The following is a 24,099-nucleotide window of genomic DNA, read 5'->3' as shown; positions in this document are numbered from 1 at the left end:
GCCGCGAGCACTGACGTAAACCCATTATTACTGCCGCGAACGGGCTCACGGTTCACGGCCCACGCTTCACGACCATGGAACTCATTCCCGTTAACCTCGTCATCGCCGACCGCACCTATCGCCTCAAGATCCAACCCAAGGATGAAGCCGTGGTGCGCCATACGGCCAAGACCATCAACGACAAGCTGGTCGAGTTCAAAACGGCCTTTGCCGGCAAGGACATGCAGGATTACATCGCCATGGTGCTGATCTGGTTCGCTACGCAGCAGAACGCGTCCATCACCCATGAGCTGAACGAAACGGCGATGCAGGAAAAACTCGCCGCGTTGGAGAAGCTGGTAGATGGCGCGTTGGGAGAAGAGGGTTTGTAGTTTGTGGTTTGGTAGTTTTTGTTGGTTGGCGCCAGCAACAACTTTCAAAACCTCTCAGAACCTTAAGAACCTTTCATTGCCGGGGCAGCAACCGGTCCAGCACCGCCCAGAGGTGTTCGCCACTGAGGTTGCGGGCGACGATCTTCCCCGATGGGTCCACCAGCACGTTTTGCGGCACCGACTGAATGGCGTACTTCTTCGCCACGGGGCTGTTCCAGAATTTTGTGTCCAGCAATTGGGTCCAGCGGAGGCTGTCCGAGCGGATGGCCTTGCGCCAGAGGCTTTCATCGCCGCGTCGCGCGAGCGCCACGCCCAGCAGGGTCAGGTTGCGGGGCGCGAAATAGCGGTAGGCTTCGGCCAGGTTCGGATGCTCCTCGCGGCTCAGCACGTTCCACACCGACCAGAAATGAATCAATACGTAGCGCCCGCGGAGGGCCGACAGCTGCACGGCCTGCCCGGCGGTATCGCGCAGCTCGAAGTCGGGCGCGTCCTGCCCGGTCCACACGCGGGCCACTACCTGCAGCTCATCGCGGAAGGCGTTGATGTAGGGATAGCGGTAGCGCCAGGGCATGTTTACCAGGAAGCGCAGCATCCGGTCGGGCTCCCCGTCGAGGTGCCAGTAGGCGCCCAGCACGTGCGGCACCAGCGGCGAGGCGATGTTGCGCTCGAGAAAGCGGCCGTAGACGCGCTCGCGGCAGAGCGCCGACAGGCTGTCGATCTTTCGCCCGAAATAAACCTGCTGCGGCAGGTTGCCGGCCAGAGCGGAATCGCCGGCGAGGGCGCGCCAGCGCTGGATCTCCTCCTCGTACGGCGCAGCGGCTGCCTGCAGGCGCAGGTAGTCGTCGGTGGCCTCCGACCCGCCCACGCTGCTGGCGGCAAGGGCGCCGCTGGTTTCCACCGTCACGGTTCCGGGCGTCATAAACAGGGGCACATTGTAGCGATACACCGGCGCCTCGGGCGAAGCGTTGACGGGCACCTCGCTCAGGAAACTCACCAGCGCCAGGCGCGGCTGCGGAATGCGGCATTGCAGGCTCCAGCGCCCGTTCTTCACCGGCACCGGTCCCGCCAGCACGACGCCGTTGGGATACATCAGCTGCACATTCCGCACAGCGGCAACGCCGTTGAGGCTGCCTTCGATACGGAGTTTGCCGCCCTGCGCAGCGGCGGGCAGCAGGGAGCTGAAAAAGCAGGAAAGCAACAGCAGGAGTCGGGGCATAACCGGGGTTTCGGCTGGGTACTCAATGTACGTTATCGGTTTGGATACCGGCCATTTTTACTCGCCCAGCACGCCGGCCAGGGCAACGAGCAGTTGTTGGCCGCGCAGGTTGCGGAGCACCGGGAAGCCGGCCGGGCTCAAGAGGTAATTGGCCGGGATGTAGCGGATGTTGAGGTGCCGCGGCAGGTAGCCCTGGAAGCCGGCGAGCTCGCTCACCTGCGGCCACTCAAGCCCGTCGTCCTGGATGGCCCGGATCCACTGGTCGCGCCCGTTGGGGTAGTCGAGCGACACGCCGAGGATGGTAAAGCCTTTATCGCCGAAAAGACGCAGCGCATCGCGGAGGTTCGGGTTTTCCATCCGGCAGGGCACGCACCAGGAGGCCCAGAAATCCACCAGCACCCATTTGCCCTGGAACGACGACAGTGTCACCCGGTTGCCCCAGGGATCGTCGTTGGAAAAATCGCGCAGGGGCGTGCGGAGGCCTTCCACTTCCTCTTTAAGCGCTTGGCGGAGCATATCCATGCTCCGGTTGTGGCGCATGGAGCGGGGCAATGTTTCGAGCAGGCGCAGCGCCCGTGCCGGCTGCAGGTACGAGAGGGCGGTGTACCGCTGCAGTGCCCAGCCGGCCAGCGGCGATGCTGGTTTTTCCGCAAGAAAGGAAGCGTACACGCTCTCCGCCACGAGTGTATCGAGCAGGTAGCGGGCCCGCAGCACCTTTCGGGTGACCGCCGCATCACCCGACAAGCGGGCGCTGGCCATGGAGTCGAACAGGGCGCGGTAGCGCGGATCGAACGCTTTCATCCGGAGGCGCAGCAGCTCGTAGTCGGCATGGGCTTCCGAGCCGGTCACTGTCGTGTTCGCCACCGAATCGCGTGTGCACACGTGTATGGTACGCTGACGCAGGTAATGGTCACGCTGTGCGCCACGGGCAGGTTTTCCACGCGCCCGCGCAGTTGCGCAATGCCGCCCTGGGCATGGGCAACGCAGGAACAAACGAAGAGGAAAAGGAGGAGGCAGAAACGCATAGGCAGCTGGTTGGTGGCCGTAAAATAAAAAAAAGCCGGGACTCCATGGTCCCGGCTTCGCCTATTTTATAGGATAGATCAATGCAACACTTCCGCCAGCTTCGATTGCAGCTCGTCGCCGCTCAGGTTTTTGGCGATGATCTTGCCTTCCGGGTCGAGCAACAAGTTGGCCGGGATGGCCTGGATGCCGTATTGTTTCGCCGCGGCATTGTCCCACCACTGCAGGTCGCTCACGTGGTTCCAGGTGAGGCCGTCGTCGTGGATGGCCTTCAGCCAGTTCTCCTTTTTACCCGGGCGGTCGAGCGACACGCCGAGGATCGTGAAGTTCTTGCCCTGGTATGCCTGGAACGCCTTCACCACGTTGGGGTTTTCGCGGCGGCAGGGGCCGCACCAGGAAGCCCAGAAGTCAACCAGCACATACTTTCCACGAAGCGAGGACAGGGACAGGGGATGGTCGAGGGTGTCGTTCATAACGAAGTCCGGCGCCACATTGCCCACGGCGGTCAGACGGGCCTTATCCAGTTCGGCGGAAAAGGCGACACCCGAGGGCGACTTCTGTGCCGACTGCGACAACCGGGCAAACAGGGGCGTCACCTTTGCCGGGTCGAGGTAATAGCCGGCATACTCGCGCAGGGCATAAAGCGCCACGGGCGAGCCCGGGTTGGACTGCAGGAAGCCGCCGTACACCTTTTCGCGCATCACGGCATCGATCGAGTCGATCTGATGCTCAATGCGCGCGGCCTCGGTTTTGTTTTGCGCTTTCGACGCCTGGTAAAATGCAGCTACGTAGGGTTCTTCGATCTTGTCGTATTCCTTCGTCTGGTCGTTGAGGGCCAGGTACTGCGTATGGGCAGTGGAGCCACTGACACGGTTGTTCTGCACGGAATCGGTGGTCCGGATCTCGATGCTGCTGCCTGGCTCGAGGAACACCGGGAAAGCGTAGGAATTGGATGAGCGTTCGCCCTTGCGCACCAGCACGGAGTCAGAGAGATAGGTAACCGTGGCGAGTACGGGCTCAGCAAGCGGTCGCTTGTATTTATAGGTTCCCTTTTCCACCCGGATCGAGTCGCGAACCTTGTCGGTACCGCTGCGGAAGCTTACCTGCACCCATTTGACGGCCGGAATACTGATGCTGCCTTTGAGCTTGAGCTCGCCGCCCTGGGCAATGCCGGCCAGCGGAAGCGCGGAAAGAAGAAGTAATGAAATGCATTTCATGTTGCAAAGTTTAGGGGAAGACGTCTTAAGTCTATCAAAAATGTAGGATAAGCGGCAGCCCGGGCTGAGTGGCGCGGACGACCCGGAGTCCACACGTGGCCAAGTTACAACAGGGAAGCTCTGCTTGCGCAGACGCCTGAATTACAATTGGTCCGCTCTACGTATCTTCGTCCCCCTGCCCTTCCGCGGGCACCGGCTATAGATTTACTTACACCAACAACACTTAAAAACAGAACAACCCGATGGATATCAGCATAATCATCGCCGCCGTCGTTGCCCTCGTAGTGGGCATCATCGCCGGTAAATTCATTTTCGCGAAAGACACCCGCAAGAAAGTCGACGAAGCCGACCAGCACGCCCGCAACCTAATTAAGGAAGCCGAACTCCGCGCCGAAACGGTGCGCAAGGAAAAGGAAGTGGCCGCCAAGGAGCGCTTCGTTCAGCTGAAGTCGGAGCACGACAAGGAGGTGAACGACCGCAACCGCAAGCTCGCCGACGCCGAGGGCCGCATCAAGCAGAAAGAGTTGCAGCTGTCGCAAAAAACCGAGCAGCTCGAGCGCCAGGTGAAGGAAAACGACAGCATCAAGCAAAACCTCTCCCGCCAGCTCGAAGTGGTGGCGAACAAGCAAAGTGAGCTCGAAAGACACCAGGAAGAGCACACCCGCCGCCTCGAAAAGCTCGCCAACCTGAGCGCCGAGGAAGCCAAGGCGCAGCTCATCGAAACCCTCAAAGCCGAAGCGCACTCCCAGGCCCTGGGCCTCCAGCAGGAAATCATCGACGAGGCGAAGGCCAAGGCCAACAAGGAAGCCCGCAAGATCATCATCCAGTCGATCCAGCGCACCGCCGCCGAGCAGGCCATCGAGAACGCCATTACCGTATTCAACCTCGAAAGCGACGAGATCAAAGGCCAGATCATTGGCCGCGAAGGCCGGAACATCCGTGCCATCGAAGCCGCCACGGGCGTCGACCTCATTGTAGACGATACACCGGAGGCCATCATCCTCTCCTGCTTCGACCCGCTGCGCCGCGAGATCGCGCGCCTGTCGCTCCAGCGCCTCGTTTCCGATGGCCGCATTCACCCCGCCCGTATCGAGGAAGTGGTGGAAAAGACCAAGCGTCAGCTCGAAGAGCAGATCATGGAGATCGGCGAGCGCACCGTGATCGAGCTCGGCATCCACGGCCTCCACAAAGAACTGATCCGCCTCGTAGGCAAGATGCGCTTCCGCTCCTCCTACGGCCAGAACCTGCTCATGCACAGCCGTGAGGTAGCCAACCTGTGCGGCATCATGGCCGCCGAGCTGGGCCTCAACGTGAAGCTGGCCAAGCGCGCCGGCCTCCTGCACGATATTGGTAAGGTCCCCGACGAAGAGAGCGAGCTGAGCCACGCCCTGCTGGGTGCCAAGCTGGCCGAGAAATACGGTGAAAACCCGGCCATCGTGAACGCTATCGGCGCCCACCACGATGAAATGGAAATGCAGTACGTCATCTCCCCTATCGTACAGGCCTGCGACTCCATCTCCGGTGCCCGCCCCGGTGCCCGCCGAGAGATCATGCAGCAGTACCTCCAGCGTATCAAGGAACTCGAGAACCTGGCCCAGAACTATAATGGTGTGGAGAAAGCCTACGCCATCCAGGCCGGCCGCGAGCTCCGCGTGATCGTGGAAGCCGACAAGGTGACCGACAACGAGAGCGAGAAGCTTTCCTTCGAGATCGCCCAGAAGATCCAGAACGAAATGACCTACCCCGGCCAGATCAAGGTAACCGTGATCCGCGAGAAACGCGCCGTGAATGTCGCCCGCTAGAGCCCTTGGTTGTAAAAATGATACAAGCCCCTCCCGAGGGGCTTTTTTTATCACTGATCTCGGATGTAGGATGTCTGATTTAAAGCTACTGTCCCTTCAAATCAGACATCCTGCATCAGACATCTGAGATTTTCCCGACGGATGTGCTCCACATATGAAACTTTCCCCTTACCTTTGCCCTCCTTAAATCGATAGTTATGAACTCCGCCGCTATTGCCTTTGTACACGAGCAGCTCACGGCTACTAAAGAATTCCCGAAGTTCAAAGCGGGTGATAATATTACGGTCAACTACAAGATCATTGAAGGTAACAAGGAGCGTATCCAGTCCTTCAAAGGCGACGTGATCAAGCAGCAGGGCACAGGTGCCACGGCTACCTTCACGGTGCGTAAGATCTCCGACGGCGTTGGCGTGGAGCGTCTGTTCCCCTTCAATTCGCCCAACATCGACTCGATCGTGCTGAACAAGTCGGGCCGCGTTCGTCGCGCCAAACTGTTCTACCAGCGCGAGCGTAGCGGTAAGAGCGCGCGTATCCAGGAAAAGAAACGCGCTGTGGTGCAGAAAGAAAAGCAATCTGCATAAGGCCGATAATCGTACGTATAAGCGGAAGTTAATGCTTCCGCTTTTTTATTGGCCCGATGGTTATTTCGGTACCTTTGAAGCCGATTCTGTCATTTTAAAATATAGATTATGTTTGGTATGGGTGCAAACGAGATCATACTCATCGTCGTTCTGGTGCTGATCCTCTTCGGTGGCCGCAAGATCCCCGAGCTGATGCGTGGCCTCGGCCGCGGTGTGCGCGAGTTCAACGACGCCAAGAGCAACGTGCGTCGTGAAATTGAAGAAGGCATGCATGAGAAGAGCGACCGGGCGGCCGCTTCGACAACCAATTCCGCCTCCAGCCAGTCGTAAAAAGCTGACTTTTAACATTTTGCATAAGCCGGTGTGGTCGTTTTGGCACACCGGCTTTTTCGTGCTCCTTAACGCAACTCTAACAGCATTCAGGGAATTTCCTCAACAAAGGGTGGTATCTTCGCCTCGCGATCGACCCCCGGGTGGATCTGCGTACCAGAACTAACAATAAAGGTGTGATTGGCCTTGTGCGATTTGAGTAACCCCTAAAACGTGGTGATGAAAAAACTTTTATTGTTGACGACCCTGCCGCTTGTTGCCTTTCTTTCTTCCTTTGCCGGAAACGAGCAAGGCCCCCGCGAATACGACGCTACCGGAACCGATACCGTTGTAAAAGCCGCTGGCGCTCCCAAAGGTGGTTTCAAAGACCTCTTCGAGAGCCAGAACGCGGATGGCAGCTTCTTCAATGTACAACTCAACCCGAAAGCGGTTTCCTTCGTACAGGACTACATGGAGGTTTATTCCAATAAACTCAACAACATGAAGTCCTGGGGCCGCACCTATTTCGACCTGATCGATAAGGTACTGGCCGAGCACAAGCTGCCCTCCGAGCTGAAGTACCTCGCCGTGATCGAATCCGAACTGAAGACGTCCGCTACCTCTTGGGTAGGCGCCGCCGGTCCCTGGCAGCTGATGCCCCAGACCGCCCGCGAACTGGGCCTCCGTGTATCGAAGAAGAACGACGAGCGCCGCGACTATACAAAGAGCACGCACGCCGCCGCCCGCTACCTCAACGACCTCTACAACGTCTTTAACGACTGGCTGCTGGTGGTAGCTGCCTACAACGGTGGTCCGGGCAACGTAAACCAGGCCATCCGCAAGAGCGGCAGCCGCAACTTCTGGGACCTGCAGTATTACCTGCCCACGGAGTCGCGCAACCACGTGAAGAAGTTCATCGCTACCCACTACATCATGGAAGGCGACGGTGGCGTAACCACGATGACCCGCAACGAGCGCGCCGACTATGCCGTTCAAGTCAGCGAGCCCGTAGCCGTTGCCGGTGTGCAAAGCACGGTGGTGTCGGGCAAATACAACGCCCTGGTGATCGCCCAGAACCTCGGCCTCGACGCCGCTACTTTCAACAAGCTGAACCCGGCTTTCGACAAGCAGCTGTCCGAGAAAGGTTCCTACGAGCTGCGCCTCCCCGCCGATAAGATGCAGGCCTTCGCAGAAGCCCGCAACCAGATCCTGGAGCAGTCGGTGAAAGCCCTCCTGATGGCCGCCCGCTAATTACGATTTCAACCTACCGACATAGAAAAACCGCCCCTCGGGGCGGTTTTTTGTATTGGTCTATTGGTTTATTGGTAAACCGGACCTACCGGCCTTACCTCCTAAACTCCAGATCCTTCTTGCCCCCCTGAACCTTTTAAAACACGCTCGAGGGCGGACGCCTTCAACAGGCATTCCTCCCACTCGGCTTCCGGCTCGCAATAGGCCGTGATGCCCGAGCCGACCTGGTAAGACAAATACCGGTTGGCGGCGTTGTAGAGCAGCGAGCGGATCACGACATTGAAATCAAAATCGCCTTCGTGGAAATAGCCGATGGAGCCGGAGAACAGTCCCCGCGCGGAGGGCTCGTATTGCCGGATCAGCTCCAGCACGCGCTTTTTGGGAGCGCCGGTCATTGAGCCCATCGGGAACGTCGCCTCCAGTATGGCTGCGAAGCCCGTCCCGGGCCGCAGCTCACCGGCGACCGTGGAGATCATCTGGTGCACCTGCGGGAACGTATAGAGCCCGAAAAGCTCCGGCACGCGCACGCTGCCTTCGGTGCAGATGCGCGACAGGTCGTTGCGCATCAGGTCGACCACCATCACGTTCTCGGAGCGTTCCTTCGGACTGGCCCGGAGCGCATCGCGCAGTGCCGCATCGGCGGCCGGGTCGGGCAGGCGGCGGGCGGTACCCTTGATTGGCTGCGCCGTGAGCAACCGCCCTTCCTTGCGCAGAAAACGCTCCGGACTGGCGCAGAGCAAGTAGCGATCGTCCTGCCGGTAAAAGCCGCCAAAGGGCGTCGGTGATAGGGCGGAGAGGCGGGCATACACCGCCCAGGGATCGAAGCTTTCAGGATGTGCGAAAAACTCCTGGCAGAAATTGATCTCGTAGCAATCGCCGCGGTGGATATGCCCCAGCAGCGCCCGGATGGCCTCCAGGTAGGCTTCCCGGCTCATGCGACCCTTCATCGCTACCGGCAATTGCTGGTCGTCTAACGCATCCGGTGCGGCCAGCAGTGCCGCAAAAACAGCATCAGGATCGTCGGCCTCGATGCGCAGGGCGGTGCCTTCCTGCCACAGCACCACTTCGGGCTCAAAAAAAGAATAGGGGGCGAAGCCCACGACATCGGCCGGACCCGGGGGAAGCTCGAAAAAAGCGTCCTGCAGGGCAAAGGAAAGGTGGCCGAAGGCCCAACGCCGGCCTTCAACAAAAGCCTCGAGCTCGGGCAGGGAAGCCCCCGCCTCGAGCCGCTGCCGGCTGCCGGCGCCCAGCAGCAGGTCGAACCGGCCGGGGGCCGTCGGGTAGTGATGGCTCTCCAGAAAACAAAAAATGTTGAACCGCTTTAACCAGTTCAACATTTTGAGCCGGCCCACCGCTCCGGCAGGCCAGGGGTACGTTCGTTGTATCAGCAGCCAGCTATTTACGGATTAGAAATCGTCGTCTTCGTCGTCGAAGCTGTCGCCACCGCCGCCGCTGAAAAGGTCTTTGAACTCTTCATCGTCTTCGATCTTGAAATCTTCTTCCTCCTCGGATTCTTTCTTACCACCGGTGCCGGCGCTGCTGCCGCCCTTTTTGGACTTGGGCAGGTCAAACTCCTCGAAATCCGGATCCCAGGCATCATCGTCGCCTTCGCCCTCTTCCGTTTCTTCGTCATCGATGTCTTCTTCGTCCTCTTCTTCCTCGTCGCGCGGGGTTGCCGCACGCTTGGCCTGCATCAGCAGTTGCTCCACCAGGTCGGTGGTGGTCAGCGTTGTTTCCTTCTCAAGTATAAGCGCCATAATAGGGTAATTAGCGGTGTAAATTTTCGGCGAAGTTTTTATATGTCCAAGTTTTTAGCCGTTTTTTTTGCCGGCCTTTCCAGGGCTTACAGGCGTACGATCTGCTCGCGGCCGGGGCCGTTGGACACATAGCGGATGGGCGTGCCCAGCTGCTCGTTGATAAACGTGATATAGTCCTTCATTTCCGCAGGCAGCTCCTCGGCCGTGGTGCAGGCCGTGCTGTCGGTTTTCCAGCCGCGTACGCTGTGGTATACGGGCTCGATGGCGTTGCGCGTCATCTGGAACGGCACCTTGTCGGTGGCCGCGTTGTCTACGCGGTAGCCGGTGCACACCTGCAGGTTGCTGAAGGGGTCGAGCACATCGGCCTTGGTCATCACCACCTGCGTCACGCCGTTGATCATGCACGCATATTTGAGGGCCACGAGGTCCATCCAGCCGCAGCGGCGCGGGCGGCCCGTAGTGGCGCCAAATTCGGAGCCGAGGCGGCGCAGCTCCTCCCCCGTTTCATCGTGCAGCTCCGTGGGAAAGGGACCGCTGCCCACGCGGGTGCAATAGGCTTTCGATACACCGATCACCTCGCGGATGCGCTGCGGCGCCACGCCGAGGCCTGAGCATACGCCGGCCGAAGTGGTGCTGCTGGAGGTAACAAAGGGAAAAGTACCGAAGTCGATGTCGAGCATGGAGCCTTGTGCGCCTTCCGCCAGCACTTTCTTGCCGCGGGCGATCTGCTCGTTGATGAAATATTCCCCGTTCACCACGTTGAGTGTGCGGAGAAACTCGATGGCTTCGAAGAATTCCTCTTCCCAGGCCGTGATGTCTTCGTCGAAATGATACGTGTCAAGCAGTTTCTGGTGCTTCAGGCGCAGCTTGATGTAGCCGGTGGTAAAGCTTTTGTGCAGCAGGTCGCCCACGCGGAGGCCATTGCGGCCGGTTTTGTCCATATAAGCCGGCCCGATGCCTTTGAGCGTGGAGCCGATCTTGCCCGCTCCTTTCGCCTGTTCGGCAGCCTTGTCGAGGGCACGGTGCGTGGGCAGGATGAGGTGGGTACGCTCCGCGATGAACAGGTTCTTGCGCAGGTCTACGCCGAAGCCGGCAACCGTAGCGCACTCCCGCGCGAGCGTCACGGGGTCGAGCACAACGCCGTTGCCGATGAGGTTGATGGCGCCCTGGTGGAACACCCCCGACGGGATCTGGTGCAGCACCACTTTCTTGTTTTCAGGTCCTACGTACAAGGTGTGGCCCGCGTTGGGACCGCCCTGGAAGCGCGCTACGATGTCGTACTGCGACGCAAAGTAATCTACGATCTTGCCCTTCCCTTCGTCGCCCCATTGCAGTCCCAGGATTACGTCTACCATAACATGCTTTGTTGTTGCGGCAAATGTAGGCACAAAAAAAAGCCATCCGCCCGGAGGGGGATGGCTTTTTGGTCAGTGAGTCTATTTCTTAGCGGATGATCGTCACGATGCCTTTGCGCGTGATGACCTTTCCTTCCTTCGTGATCCCTTCGGCGACCCATACGAACGAGCCGGTACCGAGGTCAGAGCCTTTGTGGCGACCATCCCAGCCGATATTGGAGCTGAGCAGGTTGTACACTTCCGGTCCGCGCTTCTCGCCTTTGTACTCATACATCAGCTGTCCCCAGCGGTCGAACACGCGGAAGTAGGTCAGGGTATTGACACCCACGCACACAGGACGCAGCAGGTCGTTCTTGCCGTCGCGGTTGGGCGTGAAGGCCGAGGGTACATAGATCTCGGGGCCCTGGTAGGCACGCAGGTAGAAGAAACCGTCGCCCGTGCAACCATTGGCATCAGTTACGTGCACTTTGAGGATCTCGTTCTTATCCACCAGCAGCACCGGATCGGCGATGTTGGGGTTGGTGAGGTTCGCCGGAGTCTGGCCGAGGCTGTTGGTCCAAACGAATTGCGTAGCCGCGGCCAGTGTATTCAGGTGAAGCGTGTCGCCGATGTACATCACAGTATCCACCGGGTTGATCCGCACCGCGATGGGAGCCGTAACGCTGAGGCGAACCGTATCCGGAATGAGCGACCAGCAACCATTGCCGTCCTTCACCATCAGGAAGAAATTCACGCCCGGGGCCGGAGCGCCGGTAACAGTGGGGTTGGGCACTGCCGGGTTGGACAGGTAGTTGACCGGCGACCACTGGTATTCCACGAAACCGGGCGCAGCATTCAGCTGGGCTGTTGAGCCGGAACAGATACCGGCAACCGTACCGGCGTCCGGAGTCGGGGCCGCGTACACGCTGACCGGGATGTCGTCGTTGGCCGAGCACGAACCGAGGGTGTACACGAGGTGGTACACGGTGTCGCTGGTAGGACGTACGGTTACCGACGACTGGGCCGCGTTGTTCGGCGTCAGGCGCGGGCCGTTCCAGTTGAACTGGGTGGCGTTCGTTACCGGCGTAAGCGTAGCGCTGGAGCCTTCGCAGATCGTTGCTACGGTGGGGCGGGTATAGGTCAGGTTGTTCACCTGGTTGATCGTAATGTATTGCTGGGCCTGGCAGTTGTTGGTGTCGCGTACGGTCAACTGGTAGGTGTTCGCGGGCACCTTGAAGCTGCTGTCGCGCTGCAGGCCGCCGTTATCCAGCTGGAAGCGGTAGGGAGCCGTACCGCCGCTGGCGTAGGCCCACACACGACCCATCGTGTCGCAGGTAGCGTCGCCGATAGTAATCGCGTCAAACTTCAGGAGCGCGGGATCCGTAACAGTTACCGTGCGCGTGCTGGTGGCGCAGTTGTTCGCGTCGCGCACCTGGAAGTTGAACGTTCCGGCGCTGGCGGGGAAGGTCGCCGTGCTGACGAACGGACTGTTGTTGAACGAATAGGTATACGGGGCCGTGCCGCCGGTAGCCGAAAGCGTTACCGAGCCGTTGGCCGCGCCGTTGCAAAGCGGGCTGACGACCGTCGGTGCACCGGCAACGAGCTGCGTGGGCTCGGTGATCGTCACGCCGATGCTGTTGGAGCAACCGACCGCGTCGCGGAACCAGAGGGTATGGGTGCCCGCCGGGAGGCCGGTGAGCAGGTTGGCGCTTTGCGTGCTGGCCCAGTTGTCGGAAGAGAACTGGAAGGGCGCCGTCGCATTGGCTGACAGGGTAAGCGTAGCCGTACCGTTGCTGCCGCCGAAGCAGGACACATTGGTATGGGCTTCGGTAGCCGTGATGGCCGGCCCGGCGGTGATCACTGCCTGGAAGGCACCCGAAAGGCAACCCGAAGCGTCTTTGAAGTACAGGTCATACGTACCTACCGCCAGGTTCGGGAATGAATCCGAAGCCTGCCAGCCCGAGGTGCCGATCTGGAATTGGAAGGGCGCGATACCGTTGCCGGGGTGCAGCACGGCAGAGCCGTTGGCCGAGCCGTTGCAGGAAGTAGTGTGGCTGGTTACCGTCGCAGCCAGCGGCGTCGGGGCGCCCACGTTGGCCGCGAAGGAGTAGGTGCAGCCGGTGGCATCGCCTACGAGCACGGTATGGTCACCGGCGTCGAGCGAACCGAGAACGTTGCTGGCCTGGGAAGCCCCGCCGTCAACCGAGTAGGTGAACGGAGCGACACCCACCGTGGAGGGCACCGTTACAGTAATGGTGCCACTGGGCGAGCAGCCCGTGGGCGTAGTGGTAGCGGTTGCGGTCAGGGCAGGCAGGTTGCCTACCGTGCTGGTGATCGTGGTGCTGCAGCCTTGTGCATCGGTAACCACAACCGAGTGCGGACCGGCCCCTACCAGGTTGAAGGTATTGCCGGCCTGCTGGGCGCCGCCGTCGAGTGCGTACTGGAAGGGCGCCACGCCGTTGTTCATGGTGATGCTGATGCTACCGGTGGGGTTACAACCCGAGGCGGTCGTCGTAGCCGAGCCGGTGATCGGAGCGGTCGCATCCACCGTGACCGGGATGGTGACTGTACAACCGGAAGCGTCCGTGACCAGCACGCTGTGCGTACCGACAGCAACCGCGTTGAAGGTATTGCTGCCCTGTACGGCACCGCCGTCGAGCACGTAGGTATACGGCGCGATGCCGTTGGTCATTGTGATGGTGATCGAGCCGGAAGGAATACAGCCCGAGGCCGTTGTTGCGGGCGTGCCCGTGAGCGGCGAGGGAGCCGCTACGTTGGCCGGGATGGTCGTGGTGCAACCCTGGGCGTCAACAACCACTACACTGTGGTTGCCCGAAGCCACGTTGCTGAAGCTGTTGGTTCCCTGCGGGGCGCCCGCGTCGAGGGTATACGTATAAGGAGCCACGCCGTTCGCCATCGTAATCGTGATGGTACCGGAAGGCGTACAACCCGAAGCGGTGGTGGCAGCAGAGCCCGCCAGCGTGGGCGGTGCGTCCACGGTAGCGCTGAGGGTCACCGTGCAGCCCTGGGCGTCGGTAACGGCAACCGTGTGCGGACCAGCCGGCAGGTTGGTGAACGTATTCGCCGGCTGTGGCGCACCGCCGTCCAGCACATAAATAAAAGGAGCCACGCCATTGCTCATGGTCACCGTGAGGGTACCGGAGGGTACGCAGCCGGAAGGCGTAGTGGTGGCCGTACCGGCCAGTGCGGCCGGGGCGGACACGGTCGTGTTCAGGGTCACCGTACAACCGGCGGCGTCGGATACCACCACGCTGTGGGAGCCGGCGGCAATCCCGGTGAAGGAGCCCGTGGCCTGTGCGGCGGCACCGTCGAGGCTAAAGGTAAAGGGAGCAAGACCGGCACCGGCGTTCACGGTAGCTGTGATCGTTCCGCTGGGCGGCGTGCACCCCGAACCGGTCGACGCGATGCTGGCAACCAGCGCCGGGTAGGTGGTGGTGGTATAGGTTTGGGTAGCGGTGCAACCTTTCGAATCGGTGACCACAACCGTGTGCGGACCGGCAGCTACGTTATTGAACTGGCCGGAGGCTTGCGCGGTGCCGGCATCCAGTGTATAAGTAAACGGTGCCGTACCGGAAGCTGCAGTAGCGGTAATAGTGCCGATCGGCGAACAACCGGCCGGCGTACCGGTGACGGTCAGCGTGGGCGAGGGCGTGCTGCCTACCGTAACGCTTACAGTGTAGGTACAGCCGGCGTTGTCTTTTACCACAACGGAGTGCGCGCCGGAGGCCACACCGCTAAAGGTATTGCCGGGCTGGGCCGCGGCTCCGTCCAGTGCATAGGTATAAGGAGCAACACCCGAGCCGGCAGGCACCGTGATGTCGATGGTGCCGGAGGCGGGCGCACAACCGGAAGGCGTGCTGGTGCCGGAGGCAGTGAGGGTACCGGTGGCAGCCACCGTGGCCGTGGCCGTAGCGGTACAGCCGCTGGCGTCGGAAACGGTCACGTTGTAAACACCGGGCGTGAGGGCATTAAATACGTTGGAGGTCTGCGAGGTGCCGCCGTTAATTGCGTAACGCAGCGGGGGCGTGCCCCCAATGCCGGTAACGGTTACCGTGCCGGAAGGCGTGCAACCCGAAGGTGTGCCCGTGGCGGTAGCGGTAAGCGCGGGCGAAGCAGCGACCACGATATTGTTTTTCGTAACCACACAACCAACGGCATCGGTAACGGTCACCGAATAGGTGCCGGCAGCCAGGCCGGTAAAGACATTCGTGGTCTGACTGGTCGCGCCGGGGTTGAGCACGTAGGTAAACGGAGCCACACCGCTGCCCGCCGTGAGGTTTACGGTGATGCTCCCGCTGGGCGTGCAGCCGGATCCGGTCGTGGGTGTAGAGGCAATGTTCGGCTTCGGAATCGGAAGTCCCGCCACGATCGCATTGACCGTCTTGGTACAGGTAGCGGCATCCGTGATCACGATGGTATGGAGGCCGACACCGATGCTCGTAAAGACGTTGCTGGTCTGCGAGGGGCCACCGTCGATGCTGAAGGAATAGGGAGGTGTGCCCAGGCTCGGCGTAATGGTGACGGTGCCGGTTGCCGGCGAACAGCCCGAGGGTGTGGTGGTGGCCGTGCCGCTCAGGTTATTGATGTTGCTGACCGTCGCCGGTACCGAGCGGGTACAGGTAGTGGTCAGGTCGGTGATCAAAACGTTGTGCGCACCGCCGGCCACGCCGGTGAAGATATTGCTGTTTTGGGGCGTACCGCCATCAAGCGCATAGGTGTAGGGACCCGTGCCCGAGCCGGGCGTTACGTTGATGGTGATGGAACCCGTTGGCGAACAGGCTGCCGGGGTGGTGGTGGCCGTGCCGGCCAGCGGGTTGATCTGGGCCACCGTAACGGAAAGTACGTTTGTACAACCGGTAACGTCCTTGATGGTAACCGTGTAGTTGCCGGCCGGGAGGTTGTTGAATACGTTCGAGCTTTGCGGCGTGCCGTTGTTCAACTGATAGGTATAAGGCGGAGTTCCCGTTCCCGATGTTACGTTGACCGTGATAGAACCGTTGGGGGTACAACCCGCCGGGACCACGGTAGCGTTCGCAGCGATGCCGGACACAACCGACACGCGGAAGGTATCCGTACCATACAGGAATCCACCGGGGTTATCGGGGTCGTTGTAAACTGCACGAACGACGTAGTTGGACGTGTTGGATACGGGAACGCAGAAGTTGGGGAAGCTGACCGGGATATAGCCGCCGGTAGCAGCGCCGGGAACCCCGTTGGCCACTACGGTGCCGAGACTGTTTACGAGTTCAACGCGGTTCAGCAGTGAACTGCCATTTTTGGGAATAAAACGCCAGGCCTCGTTGAGGGTGCCGCCCCAAAGCGGGCTCGAAGCTTTACGGCCGGGGGCCATAACGCCACGCGTTTTGTTCTGGTTTTGCAAACCGATCATGGCACGTCCGCCATTCCAGCCGCTGCAGATCTCGCGGCTGTACACGAACACCTCAACGATGTTGGTGGTTTCGTATAAAACGATCTGGTGCGTATTTTCAATCTGGCTGGTGCAGTCGAAGGAAGGCACCTTATAGAAACTGAACACAAAGCGGCGGTACGGCGCGGTGCCGATCACCTGGTATTGAATCTTCTGCGTGGGCGAGTTCGTAAAGCTGGTGGACGGGCTGACTCCGGGAAGGATATCATGGTAAGGACCCATGATCAACGAAGCGTCGTAGAGGGTGCTGGGAAGATCCAACGGAGTACCGGTGCCGCTCAGGGTGCCGCCGGAAACGTTGATCTGCCAATGCGCCCGGGCACCTGCCAGCGCGGTATTGAAGGAGATGACACCGTTGGTGCTCACCACGACCGAATTATAGCTTGTACCCCAAAACTTGAAGTTGAAACCCAGGTTGATTACCGAGCTGTATACGTCATCCGTTGTGATCGAGGTGGACGTACCCGCCGGGTCGTTGGGTGACGTATAGGGCGCGAAGCAGCTGCCTGCAGGCGCGCCGGCCCCGGCAATTTGCACCACCTCGTAGTCGTCGGTCTGACCGTGGATATCCGGCACCTTCGTGGCAATCGGAAAACACACAGGCACGACGCAACTTTGCACGGTCGTGTCCCGGGTACAGTTAAAACTGTATCCCTGAGCTTGGGTCAGCGTATGGAACAAGGAGGTTAAGACAACCAGCAGGGCGAGGCGTAGTCTCATAGCAGCTTATTTGGCAGAATTACGTATTGTGGACAGAAAAAATTCGCTACAAGTTAAGGTAAAATTTAACTTGTTGTTCAGTTATTTCGTCCTTTCCGCCAAATTCTTCCATCAAGCTACTTCGGTGTCGAAACGGTCCACCGACTGGATGCCCTGCAAGCTCTTCAGCTTGTCCACGAGCTTGTCCAGCTCGTCGCGGTCGTGCACGAAAAGCTTGATGGAGCCTTCGAAAATGCCCTCTTTCGCCTCGATGGTGATGGCCGCGATATTGATCCGCAGCTCCCCGGAGATAAGGTTGGTGATTTTGCTCACCACCCCTACATCGTCCAGCCCGATGATCCGAAGGCCCGTCAGGAAGGAAATTTCCTTGTTTTTGGCCCACTTGGTCTTCACGATCCGGTGCCCGTAGTTGGCCATCAGCTTGGCGGCGTTGGGACAGTTGGTGCGGTGGATGGTGAGGCCCTTGCCGGTGGTCACGAAGCCAAAAACGTCGTCGCCCGGGATGGGCTTGCAGCAGTTGGCCAGGTTGTATACGATCTTGTCGGAGCTTTCCCCGAAGATGATCAGCTCGGTGTCTTTTTTAGGTGTGTACGGAACGTCGTGCTTCAGCTCCTGCACCCGCACAGGCTTGGGCGCGTCGAGGCGGTCGCCGGTCACCTTGAATTCTTTGAGCTCTTTAAGGTCGATCGCCTTGATCGCGACCTGGTAAAACAGCTCGAGCGAAGAAGACAGCTTGTAGAAATTAGCCACTTCGTCGGTATTGTGCTGGCTCATCGAGGCGCCCATGCCTTCCAGTTTGCGCTGCAACGTGTACTTGCCTTCCTCCGCCACGGTCCGCTTTTCTTCCTTGAGGGCGTCCTTGATCTTGGTGCGCGCCTTGGCGGTGACCACGAAGTCGAGCCAGCCCTCGTTGGGCTTTTGCTTGTTGGAGGTGATGATCTCCACCTGGTCGCCGGAGCGGAGCTTGTGCGAGATGGGCACCAGCTTGTGGTTGACCTTGGCGCCGATGGTGCGGGCGCCCACCATGCTGTGTACCGCAAAGGCAAAGTCGAGGGCGGTAGCACCGGTGGGTAGCATCTTCACCTCCCCTTTCGGGGTGTACACGTAGATCTCTTCGGCCAGGAAGCTGATCTTGAAGTCCTGCAGGAAGTCCACCGAGTCGGTATCGTTTGAATTGAGCACCTCCCGGATCTGGCTGAACCATTTGTCGAAGCGGCTTTCGTCGGCCTGGCCTTCTTTGTATTTATAGTGGGCGGCAAGGCCTTTTTCGGCGATCTCGTTCATCCGCTTCGTGCGGATCTGCACTTCCACCCACTTGCCCTGCGGGCCCATCACGGTCGTATGCAGGGCTTCGTACCCGTTGCTTTTGGGGTTCGACAGCCAGTCGCGCAGGCGTTCGGGCGACGGTGTATACTCGTCGGTGATCATCGAGTACACCTTCCAGCATTCTTCCTTTTCCTTTTCCGGCACCGAGTCGAGGATGACGCGGATGGCAAAGAGGTCGTACACCTCCTCGAAGGCGACGCCCTTTTTCTTCATCTTGTTCCAGATGGAGTGGATCGACTTGGGCCGGCCGTAGATCTCGAAGTTGAAGCCGGAGGCCGTGAGCTTGTCCTGCAGCGGCTTGATGAATTCGTTGATGTAGCGGGTGCGCTCCCGCTTGGTTTCGGCGAGCTTGCGCGCCAGGCCGCGGTAAGTTTCCGGCTCGAGGTACTTCATCGCCAGGTCTTCCATCTCGGTCTTGATGTTGTACAAGCCCATGCGGTGCGCCAGCGGGGCGTACACATACACGGTTTCGGAGGAAATTTTGAGCTGCTTCTCCGGTTTCATCGAGTCGAGCGTGCGCATGTTGTGCAGGCGGTCGGCGAGCTTGATGATGATCACCCGCGGGTCGTCGGTAAGCGTCAGGAGAATCTTCCGGAAGTTCTCGGCCTGCTGCGAGGCGTTCACATCCACCACGGTGGAGATCTTCGTCAGCCCGTCCACGATCCGCGCGATCTCGGAGCCGAACTCGCGCTGCACGTCTTCGAGGGTGATGTCGGTATCTTCCACGGTGTCGTGAAGGAGTGAGCAAATGGTGGAGCGCACGCCGAGGCCGATCTCTTCCACGCAGATGCGGGCTACGGCCAGCGGGTGCAAAATGTAGGGCTCGCCGCTTTTGCGGCGCATCGTCTTATGGGCTTCGGCGGCCATTTCAAAGGCCTGCCGGATCATCTTGCGGTCGCCGGGCTTGATACGGCCCTTCAGGCAACGCAGCAAGGCCCGGTATTCCCGGAGGATCAGCCGCTTTTCCTGTTCTTCATTGAGGTTGTACTTCGGTGCCTGCGCTACAGTTTCCATGCCTTCCAAATTTAGGCTTTTACCCGAAAACAAAAGCCCCCCGCCTGGGGCGGGGGGCTTTCAAACCGTTCGTTTCCTTACTTTTTCAGGAAATCATAACGCAGCATGATCTCGTGGGCCGAAGAGCCGTTGATGAACACACTTACCGGGTTGCGGTACAGGTCGATCGAGTAGCCGACGTTGAACTTCTTTTTGATGCGCACACCCACGGATCCCATCCACGACTGGCGGGCGCGGAGCGAGAGGCCGTACCAGAACAGGTGGTTGTGCTCCACGCGAACGCCGCCCTGGAATTCGAAGGGAGCGTTGGGCAGGTATACGGCCAGGAAGTTGGGGTAGATGTCGGTCACTTCGTCCACCTTCCAGTCGTAATAACCGTGGGCGAAGAAGTGGCGGTAGTTGCGGGCTTCCACCGGCGCGCCGTTGGCGTCGGTAAAACGCAGCTTCGACTGGATCAGCTGGCTCACCGAAGCGCCGATCTGGAAGCGCGGGTGAGTATACGCGACGCCGAAGCCGGCATCGCCGCGGAACTGGCTTTCCTTACCGGCCAGCACCGGGTCGTTGGAGCTGAGGGCCTGCTGGATCTTGCTGTGGTCGAGCGAATACTGCTGCAGGCGTCCTTCGATACCGAGTGAAAACGAAGCTTCGTTCTGCATGCGGATGATGTAGGAATACGCCATCTGCAACCCGGTGCGGCGGGTGGGGCCGGTCACGTCGTTGTACAGGTAGCCGCCGAGGCCGAGGTGCACCTTGGGGAGGTAGGTGTTGCCGAAAACGATCGTCGTTTGCGGGGCGCCCGACACCGAGGACCACTGCGAGCGGAAGGCGCCGCCGATGGAGGCGTAGCCCTTAACGCCGGCGGTGGCGGGGTTGTGCATGGTCGGGTGCAGGTCGTACAGGCTGAATACCGGGAGCTGCTGCGCTGCACCAAAGAGCACCGAAAGCAACAGCACACAGGTCAATAGGTTCTTTTTCATGTTGATTCTTTGGTAGGGTTTAGCGAACAATGGTTACGTCTCCGCGGCGCGTGATGATGCGGCCGTCGAACATGCGGTATACGATCAGGTAGTAGTAAGTGCCGTCGGCAACGAGCTTGCCCTCGTACGTACCCATCCAGTCGTTGTGGTAGTCTTTGTTTTCATACACGCGGCCACCGTAGCGGTTGAATACCTGCACGTGGATATTCTGGGCGCAGGTGCCGTCGGTAACGCGCCAGATGTCGTTGATGCCGTCGCCGTTGGGTGTGAAAGCGTTGTGCGGGTCGATGCAATCACCCAGCACGATCACCGTCATCGTATCGCGGCCCACGCAACCCTGCGGGGTGGTCACGGTAAGGGTATACAGCGTCGTAACGGTGGGGCGTGCCCAGGGCTGCAGCACCGTGGAGTCGCGCAGCGTGATTCCCGGCGTCCAGGAGTAGCTGTACGTGCCGGCGGGCGTTACCGAAGCCTGGAGGCGTACCGAGTCGCCGAGCTGGATGCGCTCGATGGGACCGGCGTCAACACCGGGAGGCGGCGTGGCGGCAACGGTTACGGTGGCGGTAGCCGAGCAGGCGCCCGTGCCGGCCGTAACGGTGTACGACGAGGTCGAGCCGATGGTGACCGTGGCGCTGGCGCTGGTGGCGTTGCTCACACCGACCGTGGGCGACCAGCTTACCGAGCCGGCGTTGGTGGTGAAGGAAACGGGCACCTGCGTGCCGAGGCAACCGGCCACCTGCGTCGTTGCCGGCGTGATGGTAATGTCGTTGGTCTGGCCAACAGTGGCGGCCGTCGTGGTGAACGTACAACCGGCGGCATCGGTAATGGCTACCGTGTAGGAACCGGGGGCCAGGTTGCTGAACGAGCCGGTGGCCTGCGCCGCAGCGGCGCCGCTGATACGGTATTGGTACGGTGCGGTACCGGCGGTAACGGTTACATTGAGGGTACCGGTATTGGCGGTGCAGAGCGAGTTGGCGGTGGTAGCGGTAGCGGCAATGGCCGGCGTGGCGCCAACCGTCACGTTGACGGAAACCGTACAGCCATTGTTGTCTTTCACCTGTACGCTGTGCGCGCCGGAGGCTACCCCGTTGAACACGTTGGAGGCACCGAAGGCACCACCGTCAAGCGCATAGGTGAAGGGGGCGCTGCCGGTTTGAGTCGTTACGGTAATAGTGCCGTTCACCGGGCTGCAACCCGAAGGGGTCGAAGTGGCGGTGGCGGTGGGGGCGGGCGATCCGGCCACAGTTACTGGAACGGCCGTGCTGCTGCAGCTCTTCGAGTCGGTAACCACCACGGTGTGAGGGCCGGCTGCTACAGCAGTGAACACGTTGCCGCTTTGCGTGGCGCCGCCGTCGAGTGCATAGGTGTAAGGACCGGTGCCGCCGGCAGGCGTTACGGTGATCGTACCGCTTGCAACGCAGCCCGAAGGCGTGCTGGCCGCGGTAGCCGTCGGGGGCGTGCTGGTGGGGATGGTGACATCTACGATACCGACGCAACCGTTGGCATCCTGAACGCTGAGGAACTGCTGGCCGCCCGGGAGACCGGTAAGCACGTTGGACGTCTGGCAGGAAGCCGGCGTCGCGCCCAGGCAGTAGGAGTACGTACCCGTGCCACCGGTAGCGGTGAGCGTGGCCGTGCCGGTATTACCGACGCAGCCCGTGGGGGTAACCGTTGCCGAAAGCGAAGGGTTGCCCGTTTGCGCTACGTTGACGCTGATCGTTCTGGTACAGCCGCCGGCGTCTTTCACCGTTATGGTGTGCGCGCCGACGCCTACGTTGGAAAATACGTTGGAGGCCTGGAAGCTGCTGCTGCCGTCAAGCGCATATACATAAGGTGCGAGGCCGGTCAGCGCGGTGACGGTGATCGTACCGTTGTTGATCGTACATCCCGATGCGGTGCTGGTGGCCGTAGCGGTCGGGTTGGCATTGATGCCTACGTTCACCGTGATCTGGGTAAGGCAGCCGGCGGCATCCTTAATAGTTGCGATATGCGTACCGGGGCCCACATTGTTAAAGACGCCGGTAGCCTGGAAAGCACCGTTGTCGAGCGCATACGTGTACGGCGCAGTGCCCCCGCTGAGCCAGGTGGCCGTCACGGTGCCGGTGTTGACCGTACATCCCGACGGGGTGCTGCTGGCGTTGCCGCTGATGGTACCGGGTGCCGCGTTGACAAAGATCGCCTGCGACGATTCGCAACCGGTGGCATCCTGAACGAAGGCGCTGTACAGACCGGAGGAAACGCCGAGGAAGACGTTAGCGGGCTGGTACACACCGGCGGGGCTGCCGAAAGGAGAGATGGCATACGTGAATGGGGGCACGCCACCACCGGGCTGCGGGGTAAGCGTGATGGAGGAGGGCGTGGTGCAGGTAGCGGCTGCCGAAACCACACCGATGGAGAACGGCAGGCCCGGGCGGTTTACGCGGATCGTATCGTTGCCGTAGATCTCCACGGTGGGATCGTCGATCTTTTCATATACCGCGCGCATCCGGTAAGCGGTGGTGCCGATGGTGGTGCAGATGTTGGGAAATTCCACGCTGGCGGCGCCATTGGCATTGGTGCCGATGGTGCCGTTGCCGATGAGGGCGCCCGACATATCATACAGTTCCACGCGCTTCAGCAGCGTGTTGCCGGAAGCCGGCACAAAGCGCCAGGACTCGTTCATGCCCGGCGTGCCCCAGGGGGCGTCCGAGGCTTTGCGGCCGGGGGCCATGATGGCCTGGTCGCGGGTCATGTTCTGCAGGCCGATCATCGCGCGGCCCTGGTTCCAGGCCGTGCAGATCTGGCGGCTCATCACGAACACTTCGACGATGCCGGTCGATTCGTACAGAACAATCTGGTGGGTGTTTTCGATAAGGGCCGTGCAGCTGAAGGCCGGCACTTTATAAAAGCTGAGGATCCAGCGGCGGTAGGGCGCTACACCGAACACCTGGTACTGGATACGGCGGTCGGGGGAGGTGGTGGTGGAAGGGTTGATGTCGTGGTACGGACCCATAATCAGCGCCTTGTCGTAGAGGGTGCTGGGCAGGTCGAGCGGCGTGCCGCCGGTGGCGGAAAGCGACGTTCCGTTGCGCAGGATCTGGTAGTGGCTGAACAGCGTTGCGCGGCTTACGTCGAACGAAACAAGGCCGTTGGTGCTGGCCACGAGCTGCGTGTAGTTCGTGCCGTAGAACGGAAACGTGAACCCGATGGTGATCGGGGTACTGTACTTGTCGTCGATGACGAGGCTGGTGGCCTGGCCGGCCGGGTCGTTGGGCTCCACGTAGGGGATGAAACAACCCGTCGTGTTCGACAGGGCGGCGACGGCATACGAGGCGGTGCTGGCACGCAGGTCGGGAACTTTGGCCTGCAGGGTGATGCAGACGGGATCGCAACTCCGGAGGGTCGTGTCGCGGGCGCAGGAAAAGGTGAATCCCTGTGCCTGAACGGAAACCGCTGCGCACAGGCAGAAAAGCGAGAGCAGGAAGAGTCTCATAAACAGAAGGTTAATGTTGTTTGGTCCAACATGCGGGGGATCGGGGTCGCCGAAGGATGAACGGCGCCTGGTTTCGCATGAAAGCCGCCAAATCTACAATAATTCTTTTTTTCTTAACAATTAGAAATTGCTCATTTCACAGCCGGCAAACGGGGATGTGCATAAGTTAAAAGCCCCTACCTTTGCCGCCCGCCGCGGGTGTGGCGAAATTGGTAGACGTATCAGACTTAGGATCTGACGCCGCGAGGCATGTGGGTTCGAGTCCCTCCACCCGCACGAA

The 24,099-nt window shown here is 60.4% G+C and carries 15 protein-coding genes and 1 tRNA gene; 6 read left to right on the top strand and 10 right to left on the bottom strand.

The genetic code is table 11. The features are described 5' to 3' along the window. Positions 1 to 74: 74 nt before the first annotated feature. Entirely contained in the window at positions 75 to 371 is a 297-nt protein-coding gene (locus E0486_RS05095) for a cell division protein ZapA (protein WP_131851065.1), read from the top strand. 73 nt (positions 372 to 444) lie between these two features. Here the strand turns inward: E0486_RS05095 and E0486_RS05090 are convergent, their stop codons facing one another. The 3 genes from E0486_RS05090 to E0486_RS05080 all read right to left on the bottom strand — a co-directional run bounded on the left by E0486_RS05090 (position 445) and on the right by E0486_RS05080 (position 3,827). Beyond that, positions 445 to 1,587 (bottom strand): TlpA disulfide reductase family protein, encoded by a 1,143-nt coding sequence (locus E0486_RS05090; protein ID WP_131851064.1) that lies wholly within the window; start codon positions 1,585 to 1,587, stop codon positions 445 to 447. A gap of 57 nt (positions 1,588 to 1,644) precedes the next feature. Further along, complete coding sequence (locus E0486_RS05085; RefSeq protein WP_131851063.1) at positions 1,645 to 2,469, bottom strand: peroxiredoxin family protein; 825 nt, start codon at positions 2,467 to 2,469, stop codon at positions 1,645 to 1,647. 221 nt (positions 2,470 to 2,690) lie between these two features. Continuing rightward, positions 2,691 to 3,827 (bottom strand): peroxiredoxin family protein, encoded by a 1,137-nt coding sequence (locus tag E0486_RS05080; RefSeq protein ID WP_131851062.1) that lies wholly within the window; start codon positions 3,825 to 3,827, stop codon positions 2,691 to 2,693. Between the two features lie 242 nt (positions 3,828 to 4,069). On the opposite strand from E0486_RS05080, the gene rny reads away from it, so the two are divergent. The 4 genes from rny to E0486_RS05060 all read left to right on the top strand — a co-directional run bounded on the left by rny (position 4,070) and on the right by E0486_RS05060 (position 7,770). Beyond that, the gene (gene rny, locus E0486_RS05075) at positions 4,070 to 5,629 is read left to right on the top strand and encodes a ribonuclease Y (RefSeq protein WP_131851061.1); all 1,560 of its coding nucleotides are present in this window, start codon (positions 4,070 to 4,072) and stop codon (positions 5,627 to 5,629) included. Between the two features lie 197 nt (positions 5,630 to 5,826). Beyond that, positions 5,827 to 6,210: a 50S ribosomal protein L19 gene (rplS, locus tag E0486_RS05070; RefSeq protein WP_131851060.1), complete on the top strand. Its 384-nt coding sequence runs from the start codon at positions 5,827 to 5,829 to the stop codon at positions 6,208 to 6,210. A 117-nt stretch (positions 6,211 to 6,327) separates the two neighbouring features. Next, positions 6,328 to 6,540 carry a Sec-independent protein translocase subunit TatA/TatB gene (locus E0486_RS05065; protein ID WP_243697378.1) on the top strand — a complete coding sequence of 71 codons (213 nt, stop codon included), beginning with the start codon at positions 6,328 to 6,330 and terminating at the stop codon, positions 6,538 to 6,540. Between the two features lie 219 nt (positions 6,541 to 6,759). Continuing rightward, positions 6,760 to 7,770: a lytic transglycosylase domain-containing protein gene (locus E0486_RS05060; protein ID WP_131851058.1), complete on the top strand. Its 1,011-nt coding sequence runs from the start codon at positions 6,760 to 6,762 to the stop codon at positions 7,768 to 7,770. A gap of 101 nt (positions 7,771 to 7,871) precedes the next feature. On the opposite strand, the gene E0486_RS05055 is transcribed toward E0486_RS05060, so the two are convergent. The 7 genes from E0486_RS05055 to E0486_RS05025 all read right to left on the bottom strand — a co-directional run bounded on the left by E0486_RS05055 (position 7,872) and on the right by E0486_RS05025 (position 23,819). Beyond that, positions 7,872 to 9,107, bottom strand: coding sequence for an anthranilate synthase component I family protein (locus tag E0486_RS05055; protein ID WP_131851057.1), 1,236 nt, complete (start codon positions 9,105 to 9,107; stop codon positions 7,872 to 7,874). A gap of 69 nt (positions 9,108 to 9,176) precedes the next feature. Then, the gene (locus E0486_RS18765) at positions 9,177 to 9,527 is read right to left on the bottom strand and encodes a hypothetical protein (protein WP_165917198.1); all 351 of its coding nucleotides are present in this window, start codon (positions 9,525 to 9,527) and stop codon (positions 9,177 to 9,179) included. 86 nt (positions 9,528 to 9,613) lie between these two features. Next, positions 9,614 to 10,882 (bottom strand): adenylosuccinate synthase, encoded by a 1,269-nt coding sequence (locus E0486_RS05045; protein ID WP_131851056.1) that lies wholly within the window; start codon positions 10,880 to 10,882, stop codon positions 9,614 to 9,616. A gap of 88 nt (positions 10,883 to 10,970) precedes the next feature. Continuing rightward, the gene (locus tag E0486_RS05040) at positions 10,971 to 16,910 is read right to left on the bottom strand and encodes a T9SS type B sorting domain-containing protein (RefSeq protein WP_165917197.1); all 5,940 of its coding nucleotides are present in this window, start codon (positions 16,908 to 16,910) and stop codon (positions 10,971 to 10,973) included. 231 nt (positions 16,911 to 17,141) lie between these two features. Then, complete coding sequence (locus E0486_RS05035; RefSeq protein WP_131851054.1) at positions 17,142 to 19,370, bottom strand: RelA/SpoT family protein; 2,229 nt, start codon at positions 19,368 to 19,370, stop codon at positions 17,142 to 17,144. Between the two features lie 77 nt (positions 19,371 to 19,447). Beyond that, positions 19,448 to 20,347 carry a PorP/SprF family type IX secretion system membrane protein gene (locus tag E0486_RS05030; RefSeq protein ID WP_131851053.1) on the bottom strand — a complete coding sequence of 300 codons (900 nt, stop codon included), beginning with the start codon at positions 20,345 to 20,347 and terminating at the stop codon, positions 19,448 to 19,450. Positions 20,348 to 20,366: 19 nt separating this feature from the next. Then, on the bottom strand, positions 20,367 to 23,819 hold the full coding sequence (locus E0486_RS05025) for a T9SS type B sorting domain-containing protein (protein WP_131851052.1): 3,453 nt from the start codon (positions 23,817 to 23,819) through the stop codon (positions 20,367 to 20,369). Positions 23,820 to 24,013: 194 nt separating this feature from the next. Here E0486_RS05025 and E0486_RS05020 point away from each other — a divergent pair. Beyond that, positions 24,014 to 24,095 (top strand) — tRNA-Leu (locus E0486_RS05020). Positions 24,096 to 24,099 lie beyond the last annotated feature (4 nt).

The sequence above is a fragment of the Flaviaesturariibacter aridisoli genome, from assembly GCF_004343705.1.
GTDB classification, from domain to species: Bacteria; Bacteroidota; Bacteroidia; order Chitinophagales; family Chitinophagaceae; genus Flavisolibacter; species Flavisolibacter aridisoli.
Note: the sequence above shows the minus strand (reverse complement) of the source record. Positions and strands in the feature narration are given on the sequence as shown.